At 39.9% G+C, this 15285-nt stretch carries 24 protein-coding genes; 1 reads left to right on the top strand and 23 read right to left on the bottom strand.

The window, feature by feature from the left end; all coding sequences use genetic code 11:
• Positions 1–37 precede the first annotated feature (37 nt).
• From BrL25_RS26185 to BrL25_RS14575, 14 genes are all read right to left on the bottom strand, one after another.
• Complete coding sequence (locus BrL25_RS26185) at positions 38–106, bottom strand: hypothetical protein (RefSeq protein ID WP_252120215.1); 69 nt, start codon at positions 104–106, stop codon at positions 38–40.
• Between the two features lie 45 nt (positions 107–151).
• On the bottom strand, positions 152–499 hold the full coding sequence (locus tag BrL25_RS14635; protein WP_018673205.1) for a hypothetical protein: 348 nt from the start codon (positions 497–499) through the stop codon (positions 152–154).
• A gap of 14 nt (positions 500–513) precedes the next feature.
• Entirely contained in the window at positions 514–1620 is a 1107-nt protein-coding gene (locus BrL25_RS14630) for an NHL repeat-containing protein (protein WP_018673206.1), read from the bottom strand.
• 9 nt (positions 1621–1629) lie between these two features.
• Complete coding sequence (locus BrL25_RS14625; RefSeq protein ID WP_018673207.1) at positions 1630–1920, bottom strand: hypothetical protein; 291 nt, start codon at positions 1918–1920, stop codon at positions 1630–1632.
• Positions 1921–1923: 3 nt separating this feature from the next.
• Positions 1924–2202 carry a hypothetical protein gene (locus tag BrL25_RS14620; RefSeq protein ID WP_018673208.1) on the bottom strand — a complete coding sequence of 93 codons (279 nt, stop codon included), beginning with the start codon at positions 2200–2202 and terminating at the stop codon, positions 1924–1926.
• Positions 2189–2863, bottom strand: coding sequence for a putative phage tail protein (locus BrL25_RS14615; protein WP_018673209.1), 675 nt, complete (start codon positions 2861–2863; stop codon positions 2189–2191). Before BrL25_RS14615 ends, BrL25_RS14620 begins: the two co-directional genes overlap by 14 nt.
• Complete coding sequence (locus BrL25_RS14610) at positions 2856–3929, bottom strand: baseplate J/gp47 family protein (RefSeq protein WP_018673210.1); 1074 nt, start codon at positions 3927–3929, stop codon at positions 2856–2858. The genes BrL25_RS14615 and BrL25_RS14610 overlap by 8 nt, the downstream gene beginning before the upstream one ends.
• Positions 3926–4324: a DUF2634 domain-containing protein gene (locus BrL25_RS14605; protein WP_018673211.1), complete on the bottom strand. Its 399-nt coding sequence runs from the start codon at positions 4322–4324 to the stop codon at positions 3926–3928. Before BrL25_RS14605 ends, BrL25_RS14610 begins: the two co-directional genes overlap by 4 nt.
• Complete coding sequence (locus BrL25_RS14600) at positions 4321–4680, bottom strand: DUF2577 domain-containing protein (RefSeq protein WP_018673212.1); 360 nt, start codon at positions 4678–4680, stop codon at positions 4321–4323. The genes BrL25_RS14605 and BrL25_RS14600 overlap by 4 nt, the downstream gene beginning before the upstream one ends.
• Positions 4681–4684: 4 nt before the next feature.
• A complete protein-coding gene (locus BrL25_RS14595; protein WP_018673213.1) occupies positions 4685–5653 on the bottom strand; it encodes an XkdQ/YqbQ family protein in 969 nt (322 codons plus the stop codon).
• A 14-nt stretch (positions 5654–5667) separates the two neighbouring features.
• On the bottom strand, positions 5668–6345 hold the full coding sequence (locus BrL25_RS14590; RefSeq protein WP_018673214.1) for a LysM peptidoglycan-binding domain-containing protein: 678 nt from the start codon (positions 6343–6345) through the stop codon (positions 5668–5670).
• Positions 6338–8392, bottom strand: a complete 2055-nt coding sequence (locus BrL25_RS14585; protein ID WP_018673215.1) for a hypothetical protein — start codon at positions 8390–8392, stop codon at positions 6338–6340. The genes BrL25_RS14590 and BrL25_RS14585 overlap by 8 nt, the downstream gene beginning before the upstream one ends.
• A gap of 40 nt (positions 8393–8432) precedes the next feature.
• On the bottom strand, positions 8433–9122 hold the full coding sequence (locus tag BrL25_RS14580; RefSeq protein WP_018673216.1) for a hypothetical protein: 690 nt from the start codon (positions 9120–9122) through the stop codon (positions 8433–8435).
• A 254-nt stretch (positions 9123–9376) separates the two neighbouring features.
• Positions 9377–9787, bottom strand: a complete 411-nt coding sequence (locus tag BrL25_RS14575) for a phage tail assembly chaperone (protein ID WP_018673218.1) — start codon at positions 9785–9787, stop codon at positions 9377–9379.
• 178 nt (positions 9788–9965) lie between these two features.
• On the opposite strand from BrL25_RS14575, the gene BrL25_RS26395 reads away from it, so the two are divergent.
• Positions 9966–10049, top strand: a complete 84-nt coding sequence (locus tag BrL25_RS26395; RefSeq protein ID WP_018673219.1) for a putative holin-like toxin — start codon at positions 9966–9968, stop codon at positions 10047–10049.
• Between the two features lie 306 nt (positions 10050–10355).
• Here BrL25_RS26395 and BrL25_RS14565 read toward each other — a convergent pair whose 3' ends face one another.
• Genes BrL25_RS14565 through BrL25_RS14530 form a run of 9 tightly spaced genes read right to left on the bottom strand, consistent with a single transcriptional unit; the run spans position 10356 to position 15282 of the window.
• Entirely contained in the window at positions 10356–10820 is a 465-nt protein-coding gene (locus BrL25_RS14565; RefSeq protein ID WP_018673220.1) for a phage tail tube protein, read from the bottom strand.
• Positions 10821–12134: a phage tail sheath subtilisin-like domain-containing protein gene (locus BrL25_RS14560; protein WP_018673221.1), complete on the bottom strand. Its 1314-nt coding sequence runs from the start codon at positions 12132–12134 to the stop codon at positions 10821–10823. It abuts the gene before it with no gap.
• A 1-nt stretch (position 12135) separates the two neighbouring features.
• Positions 12136–12312 carry a hypothetical protein gene (locus BrL25_RS25210; protein ID WP_018673222.1) on the bottom strand — a complete coding sequence of 59 codons (177 nt, stop codon included), beginning with the start codon at positions 12310–12312 and terminating at the stop codon, positions 12136–12138.
• Positions 12305–12760, bottom strand: a complete 456-nt coding sequence (locus BrL25_RS14555) for a phage tail terminator family protein (protein ID WP_099327262.1) — start codon at positions 12758–12760, stop codon at positions 12305–12307. Before BrL25_RS14555 ends, BrL25_RS25210 begins: the two co-directional genes overlap by 8 nt.
• Positions 12726–13232 carry an HK97 gp10 family phage protein gene (locus BrL25_RS14550; RefSeq protein ID WP_018673224.1) on the bottom strand — a complete coding sequence of 169 codons (507 nt, stop codon included), beginning with the start codon at positions 13230–13232 and terminating at the stop codon, positions 12726–12728. The genes BrL25_RS14555 and BrL25_RS14550 overlap by 35 nt, the downstream gene beginning before the upstream one ends.
• Positions 13232–13588 (bottom strand): hypothetical protein, encoded by a 357-nt coding sequence (locus BrL25_RS14545; RefSeq protein WP_018673225.1) that lies wholly within the window; start codon positions 13586–13588, stop codon positions 13232–13234. The genes BrL25_RS14550 and BrL25_RS14545 overlap by 1 nt, the downstream gene beginning before the upstream one ends.
• Positions 13588–13956, bottom strand: a complete 369-nt coding sequence (locus BrL25_RS14540; RefSeq protein ID WP_018673226.1) for a phage head-tail connector protein — start codon at positions 13954–13956, stop codon at positions 13588–13590. The genes BrL25_RS14545 and BrL25_RS14540 overlap by 1 nt, the downstream gene beginning before the upstream one ends.
• The gene (locus BrL25_RS14535; protein WP_018673227.1) at positions 13949–14242 is read right to left on the bottom strand and encodes a hypothetical protein; all 294 of its coding nucleotides are present in this window, start codon (positions 14240–14242) and stop codon (positions 13949–13951) included. Before BrL25_RS14535 ends, BrL25_RS14540 begins: the two co-directional genes overlap by 8 nt.
• A 14-nt stretch (positions 14243–14256) precedes the next feature.
• Entirely contained in the window at positions 14257–15282 is a 1026-nt protein-coding gene (locus tag BrL25_RS14530; RefSeq protein WP_018673228.1) for a major capsid protein, read from the bottom strand.
• Positions 15283–15285 lie beyond the last annotated feature (3 nt).

The following is a 15285-nucleotide window of genomic DNA, read 5'->3' as shown; positions in this document are numbered from 1 at the left end:
CCATTAAAAAACGCCCTCTCCAGATCGGAAAAGGCGCTTACTTTTCAGTTAGTAGTTGTTCGACTTCGGGGCGTATACAACTAGGTACTTCTTCCAGCGCCTTCACCCCATCGTTTATTAAATCACAGTAGATTTTTGCAATATATTTCAATTATTCCACGTCCTTTCCTGTAGTAGATTGTGCAAGGAATTGCTCATATAAATCAGTGATCGCAAGCTGTAACATCTGTTTGTCCTGTTTTAACTGTAATATCTCTTCATCTTGTGTAAGTGGTCGATCAACGTATTCCCAGAATTGCTCCTTAGTTTTCGGATTTACACAATGTACTTCCCTTTTTCCAATTTGTTTTTCTGCTGAGGGTACAAGCAGATCACTAACTATTACGGAATTCTCAAAGCTATCAGGTGTTATTCCTGTGTTATCAGGATGATCTAGGTTATAAATTTCCTGTACAGTCAACTTTTCTTCTGATTGTTTACTACCAACAAGTAAATACAAATAAATTCCCTCCTTTATACTTCTCCAAATGCTCCATATCGTCCCGGTGTACAAGCGCACTTACCGCCGTTTAAAGAGCCTATGTTAAGATTCTTTTCCAAAATAAGTGAAAGATCATTCTTAGAGTTTTTTCGAACTTTTCCTACTCCTACCGTATAAACTCCATTCTCTCGGTCACAATATATAGAATCACCAAATGACGGGTCGCTACCTGTTTTAAATCTTTCGCCATTTATCCTTTGAACAACTTCAAGGTTCTTGGTGAGTTTAATCAATGAATCTTCCACTTCTCCCATTGTACCTGTTGAAAAGTAGTTTGCTATAGCTACAAAAACAAAATCCTTATCAACGTAAAGACACCCCCTAACATCTCGTTTATCAGATAATTTCACATTCTTTATTAACTTCCCTGTTTTATCATATTTTTCTATAGTTTCATCCCTCAAACGATATAAATTCCCGTCATTATCAATATCAATACTCCCGTAAGAATAACCATAAGATGTTGTTGGTACTTGGAAGGATAAAAGCTTGTTACCAGCAACATCAAATTTAGTCAATTCTCCCGGATTTATATGTGTGTAGATATTACCTTCATTGTCGTAACACATACCTCTGTTGACCATATATGGATTTCTTTTTGGAATCTCTACTATTTTTTTTGTTTCTCCGTTTTTAGACATAAAAAATAGCGCTACATTATCATATGCTCCGTAGTTAGATATAAAAGCGTAATCTCCGTTTTTACTTACAGCAATATCCGTAACATAAGAATTACTACTTCTAATAATCCCAAGGCTTTTATCGAAGATAGCATATCCTTTTGTATGTCCGTAATAAACATTTCCGTTAGGATCAGTTTCGAGGGTATTGCAAATTCCGTTTATATTAAAATTATAACGATTCTTTTCTGCACCATCGTAACTGAATTGCACCATCTCAAGGGGATAATTACTATTCCCCCCCCATCCTAGACCAGTATATAAATACTTTTCATAGTAAGAAATAAAATCTAACCACTTATCGGTGTAGACTCGTCCAATCCGATCCGTCCACTTCACTCCATCCCAAACACGAATTGCCTTAACTGTTTGTCCGTTAGCCAGTTGAATTTTAGCCATAGTCTCACCTCAAATTACGATCCAAATGTCATTTTTATTTGGGTTAGATGGAGCTGTTGTTGATACTGTAATACGCATATTGCCTTTCACGTGGTCAGCGTGTGGCGCACCTTTCGCTTCGTGTACGGAAACTTTATTTTGCGCTCCTGCTGGAGTTTCTGCCCCTATACCTTCTGGTGTGAGCTTCTTTTGTATATTGTCTACAGCCGTGTGAGCATCCCCGATTCCCTTTTCTATTCGGTTCATGTCCTTCTCTGTAACGATCTCATCGTATTTCCAATCTGTTTTTGCATTAAACATGTATCACCCCTCCTTAATCGTAATTGTGTGTTTAATAATCGTTTCTGAATTGATAGGAACATAGACTACGCTGGAACTAACTACGGTTGATTCGGAATCGCGAATCTCAATTAGATTGATCAATTGAACATCAGAAGGGCTTACTGAAAACTCTACGAACAAAAGGTTTTTATCTTGCGTTACCGTAAAGCCTGTAACTTCAAATGAACCATTAAGCGTTATTTTCTTTAGCTTGCCCTTTACAAAATTCGTTGTATCTAGTATCAAATCATTGGTTATCATCTCTTATCGCCTCCGCAAATGGAGTGGAACCTACTTGCCATTTTGTTGAAAGTTTTGTGAGTCGGTTTAGAGGAAGCTGAATCACTTCTTTTTCATCTAGTGCCTCTGCAAACGGTGTCCGGCCTAGCCTCCATGTAGTAGAAAGTCTTGTTTGACGAACAATCGTTTGTTTAATGATCTTTTCTGAAAGAGTGATACTTTCTCTAATTTGTGTTCGCTGCTGATACACTAGATTAGCTGGAATCGTTGTCCGAACTGTATGCTCCACTTCTCGGAAAGCTGGTGCATTTTCGATTTCAGCGTTAACACTAAGAATGAAATTGAGGATATCAATCTCAACCGTTACCCTTCCTTTGCCGAGTAAACGGTCTAATTGATGCTGTAGCCAACTCTCTGTAAATGGCGGTTTGATAGATTTTCGATTCTTTAGCCTCATCCTACGGAACTCCAGTGTCTCATCACTTCTTGGTTTAATCCGTAGCATTCTCTCACGGCGAGCTATGCCCTTTTCGCTTGCTGTTTCGATGAATTGGTCTGCTAACTCTTGTTCAACAGCTTTGGCTACCATATCGACAGCAAGAGAGGCTGCACGTGTATATTCTTGCATTTCGAGAATGTCATGATAGTACGGGGGAAGATATTTCATTAATTCATTAGACAATCGTCACCGCCCCCATATACGGCGCTTCTTCCGTGTCTAACTCCAGATTTCCAGAGGAACCGTTTAATGTAGAATCCATTACGTCTAATACCCCTGCAATAGAAAGAAACCGTGACTCGATCTGACTGATACGAACAACGGTTTTCTTTGTATTTTTCCATGCCTTACGTAGCTCTAGGAGATAATCGGAATAGACCTTTTCGACATCGCCTTTTATTTGATCTGGATGCATGTCAGCCTCCAAGATTAGTTTAGTACGTAGGTCTATCGTTTTCTTTTTGTTGCCCACTATCGTAACCCGATGCCCCATAGGAGCTAATCCTAAGCCAAGACCACTATTCACTACTGGATCAACAAAGGTTTGGACATCATCCACCAACTTTTGTGACGGCGGATTGTAGTCACTACCTATAATGGTACATTTGACTGTGCCTCCACCTTTCCAAGCAGGCGTGACTTGTACACCCCCAACACCTGGTATGTTTCCTACCTTTTCTTTGTAATCTGCAATGTTGCCTCCGAACGGCTTACTTTCTTGTGCATCAAAATATCTTTTTCGTAGCGATTCATTGTCTTCCTCATCGGCCCCAGGTATTAAAACATCTGTGATTTCTCCTTTTCCTAGTCCCTCAATGTATTCGATTGGAATAAGGGAACCAAATACCATGTTTCCAGCCGAACCAGATGTCTCACACTCTAAGAGAAATTCACCTGCTGCTAGTCGTTCTAATGCAATAAAATTCAAGTCTTCATGCGAATATCTACTTCTGAGTGGAATATCAAACAATCTGCCTTCTTGGTCGTAGAATACACCCTTACGCTTTGCATTCGTTGCCAGACGCCTTTCAATTCCATCTTCTTCTGTCCTTCGATCCAAATATTCTCCTGTCGCGGTGTCAGCATAGTACAGATTTTCGTTTATCTCTTGTTCAGTTTGTATCTTGATAATAGCTAAAGCTACAGAAGAAAGCGCATCATAGATCACACTACTATCAGGTCTTTTGTCTACATCATCACGTACCTGATCAAGCATGAATTGGAATAAAGACTCAAATGTCCATTTCATCGCGCCACCTGCTTTGTCTCTTTAAAATCACCATACTTAGATACGACAACAAACTCAGTTAAAGACGTGTCTCCTTCTATCGTGATTTTAAAGTCTGTCACATCAAGGATACGGTCATCTTGCAAAAGAGCCTCCCTGACACACCGTTGTATCTCAGAACGAAAAATAGCCTCATCCTCCATGCTTTGGGACTCGAATCCGTAGTCATGAGAGTAAATGAGGTATTCAAAGCGAATGGTAGAAAGTATTTTAAATACAGCCTGTTTAACCGCGTCCAGACCGTCTACAAAGCCGACTATGCGTTTATTTACAAGGTCTAGCTTATATGTTTTACTCGGTTGTTCCACCTCTTCCAAAGTGACTGAATCAATTGTAGAGCCTTGTGGCAGAATCATGTGGCCACCACCCGATCCAGTACAACATAACTGTTTCCACCTTGTACACGCATGAGTAAGACCGTATCACCGACTTTAAAAGCACGCCGAATAATTAATTTCTCTGGTAAAGCTACACCTGTGTTCTTATTGACCGTACCAGTTGGTGTTACATCGGTGTAGGTATGGGTGTGGCTTAGATCAACTTCATATAAGGTAAGCCGTTCTGGAATGACTAGAAACTCCTCTGTCAGTGTGAATCGTTGATCGACGTTGACCTCTAAAGGTTTATCGCTGGTCACGGTCCCGTAAAAAATAGCCACCCGATTACTTGCTTCATCAACCCCTACGACTATTTGTTTAATTGCTTCTAGCATGCTTTTACACCACCTTTAGATCGACTGTCATCGTGTGTTCTGAGCCATCAAATTTATGAGTACATTCGTCCACAAGAAAAGGCTGGTTAATCCCTAGTCTCTCAATGGAAACTGGAACAAAACAGCCTGCTCTTACTCGGATATCGCCAATAGCAGTAAGCGATAATCTCTGTGTCTCTTTGTTTTTTACAGCAATTAATGTATCAAGTAGTTGCTTGATCTGTGCTTTCGTCATGCCCTCATCCACTTTTTCAAACAACTGCAAACGTCCCCATTTGGCGATATTTGCTGAGTCTTGGGCAATGTATACATCTCGCTTCTTTGTTTTCTTATTGTCCTGCACAATCTTTACTCTGTTATACGTGTCCGAATCAATATTCCGATCTATGGCATAATCGGTCATTAAGCTATCATCACCTAAGTAAAAATCAAGCAGCATCTTAGTGGAGTCTTTCAGGACCAACTTGCCAAAATCATCATAGAACACAAGGTTTCTTCCGTTGGCAACGATAGATAAATCCAACGCTTTCCAAATGATATCTAGTAGTTTTTGGTTATCCTCAATCATAGTAGGTATCTTGTGACCACTGTTTTCAAGCTCCCCTACTTTTAGGCCCACATCTTCTGTAATCTGCTTAATAATTTCTGTTGCTGTTTTCTTTGCAAATACATAGGTATCATTCGTTAGCAAATACCTGAGCTGGTCATAAGCAGTTACCTTTACATCCTCATCCATTCCACCAATGACAGAGAAAACATAACCGTAAAAAACGTTCGTTCCATCTTTCATAAAGCGTACGATATCGCCATTCTGTACAGTGAATGAAGTTTTATCCTGATAGATACCTCGATCGACAAAAGAAAAAGACAAGCTAGAGGGTTTCCCGATTCTACTTGTCTTCCATGTGATATCAGTTGTAATGTCTGTTATGTCCCAAACATTTCCCTTCTTGTTATCAATTAATAATTCCAATCGGTACTCCCCTCCTATTTAGGCATTTTAAGTACTGTTCCAACTTTTAATTTCTTTACCTGTGCATCAGTTAACCCATTTAGTTTTTGGATTTCCTTGTATCTAGCGCCATTACCGTATGTCTTCTTTGCAATGGACCATAAATCATCACCAGCGACTATTTTGTGTGTCTTAGGTGGCTGTCGATCAGAAGGACGTGGAGCAGATTTCTTTTGTACAACTTTCTTTTTAGGATCTGCTAGATCGCTTAATACCTTTGCTTGCTTGGCTCCATAGAACAGGTACTTTTTTAATGTGATACTAAATTCTATGTCTCCACCTGTGCCAGCTACCTCTTTCCAATCAAATGATTCAATTGAAACGGCCTCGTTAATGTCAAAGCTTTCTCCAGTGTATATAAATCGGACTGGTTTTTTCGTTTTGCTCCACGTCTCAATGTACTTTACATATTGAGCTGGCGATAACAAATTATCCGGATAGACAACCCACGGATAGGCTTGATTCGGAAACTCGCTGCTAAATTTATAAACGGTGAGCTTAGGGTCTTTAATCACGTTGATTTCACCTAATCCCACCGTCGTATAAGTTTTGCTGTTATTACCATCGCTAATCTCTATGCTCTCAGGAAGTATAGGGAAAGCAATTACTTCTGCCCGATTATTGAAGCTAAGGCTCATCAGTTCTTTAGGCATGGTTATATACTCCTTTCGCTGAGTTAGCTACATCCGTTTGTAGTTTCTTAGTGATCTCAGCGACAACCGTATCAATGTCAGCGCCTTTGTTGATGTCTCCTGTCTGAACCTGCACGGTAGGTGTCAGAGTAACGAAATTCTGTATATTCTTCATCTCAGCTAATTCACGCATCATTTTCAGGTCTTCATTTGAGATGTCTACTTTGTCTTTGATTTTCCCTACTTCATCGACTCTACCAATATTATTGATTTTCCCGTTTACGTTTGGATTGAATGGATTATTAGTTTTAGCCGTTAAGTTAAATCCTTTGTAATAACCTTCTCCGAAAGCTTGGTTTAAGTTTTTCTCTGCCATACGATACTTGGATAGATCAACAACATTTCTATCAGTAGTAGGTCGTTCTATCATATCCATCATAGATTTGATGTTGTTGCTAACGGCATGAATGTTGTTTTCATCAAACAACTTGGCCCCTTTAAAATCGGTCCCAAACATTTCATTTGTTTTTTGAGCAAGCCAGTTGAACCCTTCAAGCGTTTTGTTTATTGATCGAAGAATGGCCTTCATAAAGTTTCCTGCAAAATCTTCTGCTGCACGCGACATATTGTACATATGCCCCCCGAAGAGGACAGCCATATCATAGAACAACTTTTGAACGGCATACACAGGATCAATAAACACGTTCACAAAGAATTCAGCAAAGGCTAAAACTCGATTCCACAGGAAAGCAATACCGTTATAAACCGAAGCGAAGAAAGTATAAAAGAGACCTACCGCAAAACCTACAACCTCTTCAGTAGTCACACCAAAATATCTAAGTGTACCAATTAATGACACTACTGCGATTGCTACCAATACAATAGGCCAGTGAGCTATAGCCCACGCTGCTCCTGAGGCTAATATAGGTGCCACCATACCCCATAAAGCCATCGTTAACGAACCTACCTTAACAAGTAGTGCTGGTAAATAAGCTGTTGATAAAATTAAGAAGAAAGCAAGTATCTCAGGGTAATACCTATCAATCACACTCCACAGCCATAAGGCTCCATCTACTACAGCCGCAAAAGCTGTAGCAACAACCGTCAAGCCTTTACTAAGCAACACAAAAAAGCTCATGAACTTCTCTGATTCAAAAGCTTTGTTTAGTGTAGTAATCATTGGCATTAGAGCTGTTACGGCTCCTTTACCAGCATCCGCAAACAAAGACTTCATTCGATTCAACATAATCTCCCATTGTTTTAAGGGAGAATTGAGCATCTCCTCAAAGGCTTTTTTACCCATGTTCTGTTTGTCTAACAGTAATTTGAACGCTTTAATAAATCCCTGAACATCACCTTTTTTACCTAGTTCATCAATCTTAAAATCTCTTATATTCTTTTTACCAATATTAAATCGTTCAGAAAGGCTGACAATATCACCACTTAAAGCCTCTTTTAACGAGAAGAACGCCCCTTGAATGCCTTGTCCTGTATTATCAAAAGCAGCCAATTGTTTAGCCATCATATTCAGGTCTTTTAATTGCCCTATATCAGTAGTTACAGAGATATTACCTAAAGCTCCTTGCATATACTCCGCAACATCCGCGCCAGCTCTTAAAGCATCAGCTTTAAACTCTTCAAACATCCTTGTTCCTAATGCATGATTACCTGTACGAGCCTTAAACATATCAAGGTATGTTTGTTGCTTCATAGCCTCACCAACAGTAACTCCACCCAATTGAGCTAGAGCGTGAATACCTAAATAAGCTGACGCAACACCTTTTAAGGTAGTAATTAACCTATTTCCTATTCCTGCTGTGCCTCCTAATGAATTTCTCAAATGTTCTTGATCTGATACAGCGCGTCTTGTAGCACTTGCTAATTCCACTTCTGCGCTTGCTAGTTTTCTTGTAACCGCATCAAGCGTTTTGATAGCAGAGGTATCTGCATTTGTAGTTACAGCCATTTGTCGCATTACACCAATAGTCATGTTCATGGCTTGAGTTATTTGTCGTAGGGGACCTGAAAAGCCATCGAATAATTTTAAGCTAGAACTTATTGTAGCCATGTTATCTCCCCAATCAAAAAAGCACCCAAAAGGGTGCTAGTTAAGGTACAAAAAATTCATCTATTGTTTTTTCTGCTTTCAAATCCCATATATAAATACTGGAATCACCTGGAGCATATCCACCACTTGGATCAATCTTCCCTAAATTAGGCTTGGTTCCCTTTTTGACATTTTGATCTTTATTAAAGAAATGAACCACACCAAGCTTGTCTCCATATTTTGATTTTAGTTCTTTAATAATTGCAGTTGTGCTTGCTTTGTCTACTACATCAGTTTGGATAAACAACATATTTTGTTTTTCTAGGTTGTAAATCACTTCATACTTAACATCTGACTTTTCGACATTTACATCAGAAAGTTTACCGACAGCCTTTATGTTCAGGTCTAACTTGTCTTCGTGTATCTGTTTTGTGACTTGAATCCGTCTTTCCGTTGCGTCTTTTCTCAAATCGGATACTTCATATTCATAGACCTCAGGAGACCCCTCAAAATTACCCGATATTTGTACTTTACCAGTAAAAGCCTTATCACTTTCGTTTCGAATTACCCATTCTATCTGGCCAACGTTATTCACTTTATCGTTGTTTAAAATCTTTGCTTCCACCTTGATAGCATGTGTTGCATCAACTTCCCCCTCAGCATTAACGCAAGCTGTTGTGAGAGCTGAGACACCTGCAACAATTAGAGACAACACAAGTTTTTTTGTTGTACTCTCCCTTTTAATAGACATGAAGAAACCCCTTTCATGTGTTTTATACAAGTTTAACACGACTAAAAGGGGTTTGGCAGGATATGGGCGATTTATTTATTAATTCATATTTTCCATTGCCTTTTTTGCCTTTTTCTCTTCTTCTAGTCGAATCTTAACAAAAGCATATATAGCAGCTTTCCATTTTGGCGGATATTCCGATAATTCCCAAGGCATTATCCTATGTTTGTGGAAGACGTAGTAGGCTATATTCCACCATGCATCGCCTTCCTCGACTAGTTTTTTATTTCTTCTGCCATCTCGTCTACTTCTTTATCGTAGCCATTGATATCTGTTACTACAGCCGCAAGCTGATTGTACTCACCATCACCCATTTTAGTTTTCATAGCTACTAAAAGATTATCCGCCCCTATTACTCCCCAATTGTCCTGTAACTCCTTATTCTTGAAATCAGGATTCACCGTTGACTCAATGATCATCTTAGCCACAAAAGCATTATGATCTGTATAGACCTGTTTAGATCCTTTATAGTGGGTAACTTTACGACAACTTTTACGGAGTTCCTCCCCTTTTGCCGCGCTGATTGGTTTGAACTGCATTTTCTTTTCTTTCCCTGCAATTTTCACCACACGTTCAACTACTTCTGCATCCTCGAACTCATCCATAAAGAAATCTTGAAAACTCATATTATATTCCCCTCTCAAATTGCTTATTTAAAATGCATACAAAAAAGACGCTCTAAATTAAAAGGGCGCCTTTTTGTAAAATCATGTTATAATTTTCCACAAGTACATAGACTCGACTCTCTCAAGGGTGGTCGACTCACCTCGCTTTACCCCAGCAATAGGGAAAGGGGGTGAGAACATGGAGGTATATCAAGCTTTGACTTTAATGCTCATGTTTGGCATGTTCATTTTAGCTCTGCTTACCTACCTAAAAAAGAAATGACCTCCCTTGAGCCTAGACAACTCGGGAAGTCACCCTTGCAACATTAGATGAGTCGCCCCTTTGAGGGGACAGTCTCTTGTACACAAACCGTAGGTGTTACCAGCACCTGCGGTCTTTTTATTGTATGCGTATCCTGACGATTATAAACATGTTTAAAACAATTTAAAATAATTTAAAACATTTTTAAACATTCCTTGTTATCCCTATGATACACTACCCTTTTTAGCAACAGCAAGAGTTTAAAACATTTTTAAATAGAATTTTTATGATTAGACAAATACAATATAGTTCATTTCTTATATTTGTCTAACCTAATGTTGGTTTTGCGAAACTATCCAAAATGTCGGCACCTTGCCACGTGAAGCTTACTTCCTCGTCTAACTCCTCTGAATCAATATCAAGTTGTGCCATCGTAATAGAATCGATATTTACCCCTTTGATAACCACTGTTTGTTTACCGATAGAAGATGTTGAATCTTCATTAACAATCTGTACATCAAAGTACATATCTTTGCCCGTTTTCATATAGTCCAGCATCATCTGTCGGAAAAGGCTAGTGACGTAGTAGATCGTCATCGAACCCGTTCCCTTCCATCCTGTTGCCTTATGTTGTGTACCAAGATTTCCAAGTGTTTTGCCTTCTTTTTTTGTTTTCTCCATCTTGGCTTCAAACTTTTTGAGATAGAACATCTCTTCCACACGTCCATTGATAGTGGCGTAGGCACGACCACCTGCACCTGAAATAGTATCTTCGAATTTTAAGAATGACATTTATCGTACCACCGCCTCTAAGTAGTTTTTCTCCATAGCATCAACAGGTTGGATATATCCACTAGTTAGCAATGAGTCACTATCTTCACCCGGCAAAACAATAACGTCCTTTTGAGCATCAAAATTCTGGATAGCTCCCATTGCTTGATACTCCTCTGCTATCTTGATGCATTCTTTCTTGTAAAGATTGCGTCCATCATCGCTGCTATCGAACTTCCCTAAGTAATCACTATCAAAAGCACGGTTCCAATCCTTTACAACGCCATTTGTAGCACGAATAACACGGTTTTTACTGAAATGCTTACGTTTATCTGGGCTAAAGCTAGTAAACGTATTGATATCCTGTTCTACAACCACTTTGCTGTTGTGCAATTCAAATAAAAACTCCCCATTAAGGAGAGCTTTGGTGATCTGTGAATCATTCAGGCGACCATGTACGGCTACTGCATCATCGTAGGCCGTATGTGTAAGAGATTGGTTAGCGTTGGCTCCTGCTGTTGCACCTGCCACCCAAGCTGTTGCTTTTACTGCATCAATTACAGTGCCATTTGATAGTACAACGCCGTTCGATACGCTAATAACTGTTGGATCGTCAGCTAGTGTGTAGTTAGGGACCACGATTTGTATAAATCTGTTTTGTTGATTTGCCAAGCGTTTAGCAAAGGCAACGTAGACTGATTTAACCGTTGGATCATCGTAAGGAACAGCCATTGCATCAAAGTCATGTAGCTCAATAGCTTCTCGGTAGGACGTGTGGTTTACTCCTGTTTCTGTTCCGTCTGTACCGCCTGTTAATGGGATACCAGCGCTTGCGACAAGGGTGCCTGTACCGGAAAATGTTACAAATTTATTAGCTTTCAAGTCCTCAATTTTCTTAGCAAGCTGATTATCTACGATAGAACCAGCTACCAGAGTTTTTACAATGAAAGTTGTCTCATCATCAATGTTTTGCTCTACCACAACAGTGATGTCATTACCTCTAACCCCACCATATAGAGCTGTAACCGTTAAGTTATCACTTGTGGCCTGCGCTTTTGATCCTGTGTTAAGTCGGTACAACAGCAAGGTTTTAGCTCGCTTTAGAGCTTCCTGAACTAAAAGGATCTGAGGTTCGGAAATATCGTAACCTAACTTGTCTAGCGTGTTCTCTCCTGCCTGTATCTCAATAACTTCGCCGGATGGTCCCCAACTCAATGAAAGGGCCATTGTAACTGTTCCTCGGTCACTAATAGCACCTTGTGGTTTTGCCTCACTGACAACATTAACGTACGTATCAGGACGCACTTTGTTCTGAGCTATCCAATTTTGCATCATATCAACCAAACTCCTTTCTCGAAAAATCTAAGAGAATGTTGTCTACTTCTTCCCTCGTATAGGTGTTCTCTTTGTCTAATAGAGCAGAAATGATATCTTTCTGAACCTCTGTATACCGATCAGAACCGATAAACTGTTCTTTCTTAAACCGTGGTGCTTCGCTATTTTTCTTACTCATACTTTAACCCCCTTTCAATCCAGTTCCTTTGCATCTTAGGAACCGTAGGTTTTGGGCGTACAACATGAAAGTTGTAATCAACAAAAAAATGCAACACATCATCTACAATCGTGTGTCGCATCTTAATCCCTCGAATGGGCTTGCCTTTTAGATCAATCAATTCCAATACCTCTATCAGCCTCTCAGCGATCTCGTAGCGCTCTGAATTAGATGAGGTAAAGTAATGGATGTCAAACGGGTGAAAACGCTTGTAACGCCTGTCTAGCTCTTTATCCTGACTACCTTCTAACATGAGTACAAAAAAACAAGGCTCCTTAAAACCTTGTGGTAGTTGTTCTCCGTATACTTTAGCTGTTGGGTACGCTTTTTTGATTGCTGACATAACAGCGTTGCGGACATCATTAATCGTTATTTCAATTGGAATCACCTCTTCTAACTGGCCGTCCATTCATGATGTCGTTTATTAACTCAGCTTGGCGTTTTTCAAGATAGCGTGGTAACTCTTTTTCAATCTCTTTCATGGAAATGGTCATCATGAATCGACCTTCTACCCATCCGCCTTTTTCACCAACCTGCATTCCAGTCTTGGCTGCTGGATCATAGACAAATTGGTTACCTTCCCATCTACCAGGTACCCAGTGTGAGCGAAAACCATATTCCACGAATGATGCATAATCAAGGTTAGAAAAGATTTCAACCATATAATTATTACCATGCTTTTCAATCTTCCCTACTCTCCAGCTTTTTTTCAAATCACCAGTAGGCCCAACTATTGTGCGTTTTTTTATCTTCCGTTCAGCTCTATACGCCATTTCCATAAGAAATTCTCGGATGAATCGTTCTATTACCCGTTCATCATTCGCCTTTTGAAAAGCCTTTGCCAAACGCTCAAAACCCCCCATATCAAAGCTTCCTGCCATTATGCTTTCTCCTTGCGTTGAATGCTAATCTCTTGATGAGTAGGATAAGGGAATGGTTCGCCTGCTGTATAAGTTCGTGTAACTCCTCTGCCTGTAACCTCTATCTCGTCACCTTGCAAAATTACAACATCTGGTGAGATAAAGAGTTTTGTTTCATACACAACTTGGTTTACTGTGGCTGTCTGTCCATTTGTTCCAAGGGCTTTCTGGGAGAGTCGGCAAGGCTGATCTTCATAGATGGTAGTGGGTTCAACTTTTGTCTCACCCCAAGGCGTTTCGGTTTCTATTACCCGTTTAACAGTAGCCTTGTCCTCATACATACGTTCTAACGCCATTCGATGCTTTGCGTAGTTCATTACCACACCAACTTTCGATATCGGTTCAGATCCACTCGATAATTTAAAACTACTGACTCTATTACATTTTTTGAGGTACTTGTTACCCCCTCACTTTTACCTGGAGAGTTTGAAGTATCGCCAATCTTGATTGACTCACTAATAGCAGTTGCGGCATCCACTTCACTGACTGTTGCTTGTTCAATCCTCAATGCGTCAATGACCATAGAAGCCCATACAAACTGTAGAGCTTCTGGTACCTCAGAAATGTGACAGTAATGAAGAATACGCTTTTCTATCTCATGGATATAAGATTTAATCAGTAAATCAAGATTATCGTTCGATAGGTTCATTCTAAGTTTTATTAGAGCTAGTACATCATCATTCATTAGATTCAGCACCTTTGATAACAGCAAGGATATCGTCTTTTTTAGTTGCTTCGCCTAGATCAATATCATGTTGTATCGCGTATTCTTTCAACTCAGCTACAGTCATTTTGTCTATAGATTTCTCTTCTAAAGGGTACGTCTCTGGTTCTTGTGATTCCTCACTTATTTGTGGGACAACTAACTCTTCAATCCCCCTCAAATGTTCTTCTTCTATTTCAAACACTTCCCCCACCCGATATGTGTTATGGTTGTATCGGATGGGGATATCCAAAACTTTTACTTTCACCTTGAAACACCACCTTATCCTGTAATTGGTTGTGCTTGGAACACCTCATCAGCAGCAGGAAATGAAGGTAAAGCAGTTGCAACAGCTTTTGTCCAAGTGCTCACAGGGTCACGTCCTTCTTCATAAACCATCGCTAAGACATTGCCGATGGTGCTGATTTGTATACTAGGATCACGGGTAAGGCGAATCTCTTCTGCTGTTGGACCATAAATCGTTTCACCAAGCATGCCATCACCAAACATAACAAAACTGTTGTTCGGGAAGTAACGCAAGCGCTCATATGTGCCATCGGCTTTTTGTTTTCGGTAAACTTGGTCATACGTAGCAATAACCGGAAGTTCGTGTTGAGTCATGAATGCATTCAGGTCTGCCCGTGTTGGTACGCGCATAGAGTCACGTCCATATAGCGCACCAATGATCTTCGGATGACGCAATAAAGCATTCAATATGGCACGAGATGTTAAAGCGCGAGTTGGTTTCGTATCTAAAGTATCTGACCAACGTTCTAAGTCACCGATTGGATCGCTGTTAGCATTTGTCCACACGTTGTCACCTGCTAAAGCTTCCTTGTGTTCCGATGGTACCCCGTACTTTATTACTCCGTTGAGGTTGTTCTCTGTAAGTGTAACTGTGCCTTTCGCTAAAACCTCCATTCGCATAGCTTCAACTCTGGCTTTTACACCTTGTACTAAAACATCAATGTCGTTGAAAACCTCTTGCATCAAGTATTGTTGCTCGGCGGTATTACGTGGGCTTTCCAATGCAATGATGTCTTTTTCTTTTAACGGTAGCTTACGTTTAATTAGCGCAAGTTCTAACGCCTGTTTACTTGCTTCACGGCTACCAATTTCAGCCTCAGAATCAAACGCATGCACACTTGCTACAACTGGGATTTTCCCTGCTCCTTTGATCTGATCAAACTCCAAACTTTGACGTTTCACTTCTGGAAAGAGCGTTTCACCTAGTAAGGCTGGATACTCTCGATTTTGAAGGTAATTCAGAATATCGCGTTGATTAAATAATTCAAGTACATTTGCCATAAT

The organism is Brevibacillus laterosporus DSM 25, assembly GCF_002706795.1.
Classification (GTDB): domain Bacteria; phylum Bacillota; class Bacilli; order Brevibacillales; family Brevibacillaceae; genus Brevibacillus_B; species Brevibacillus_B laterosporus.
Note: the sequence above shows the minus strand (reverse complement) of the source record. Positions and strands in the feature narration are given on the sequence as shown.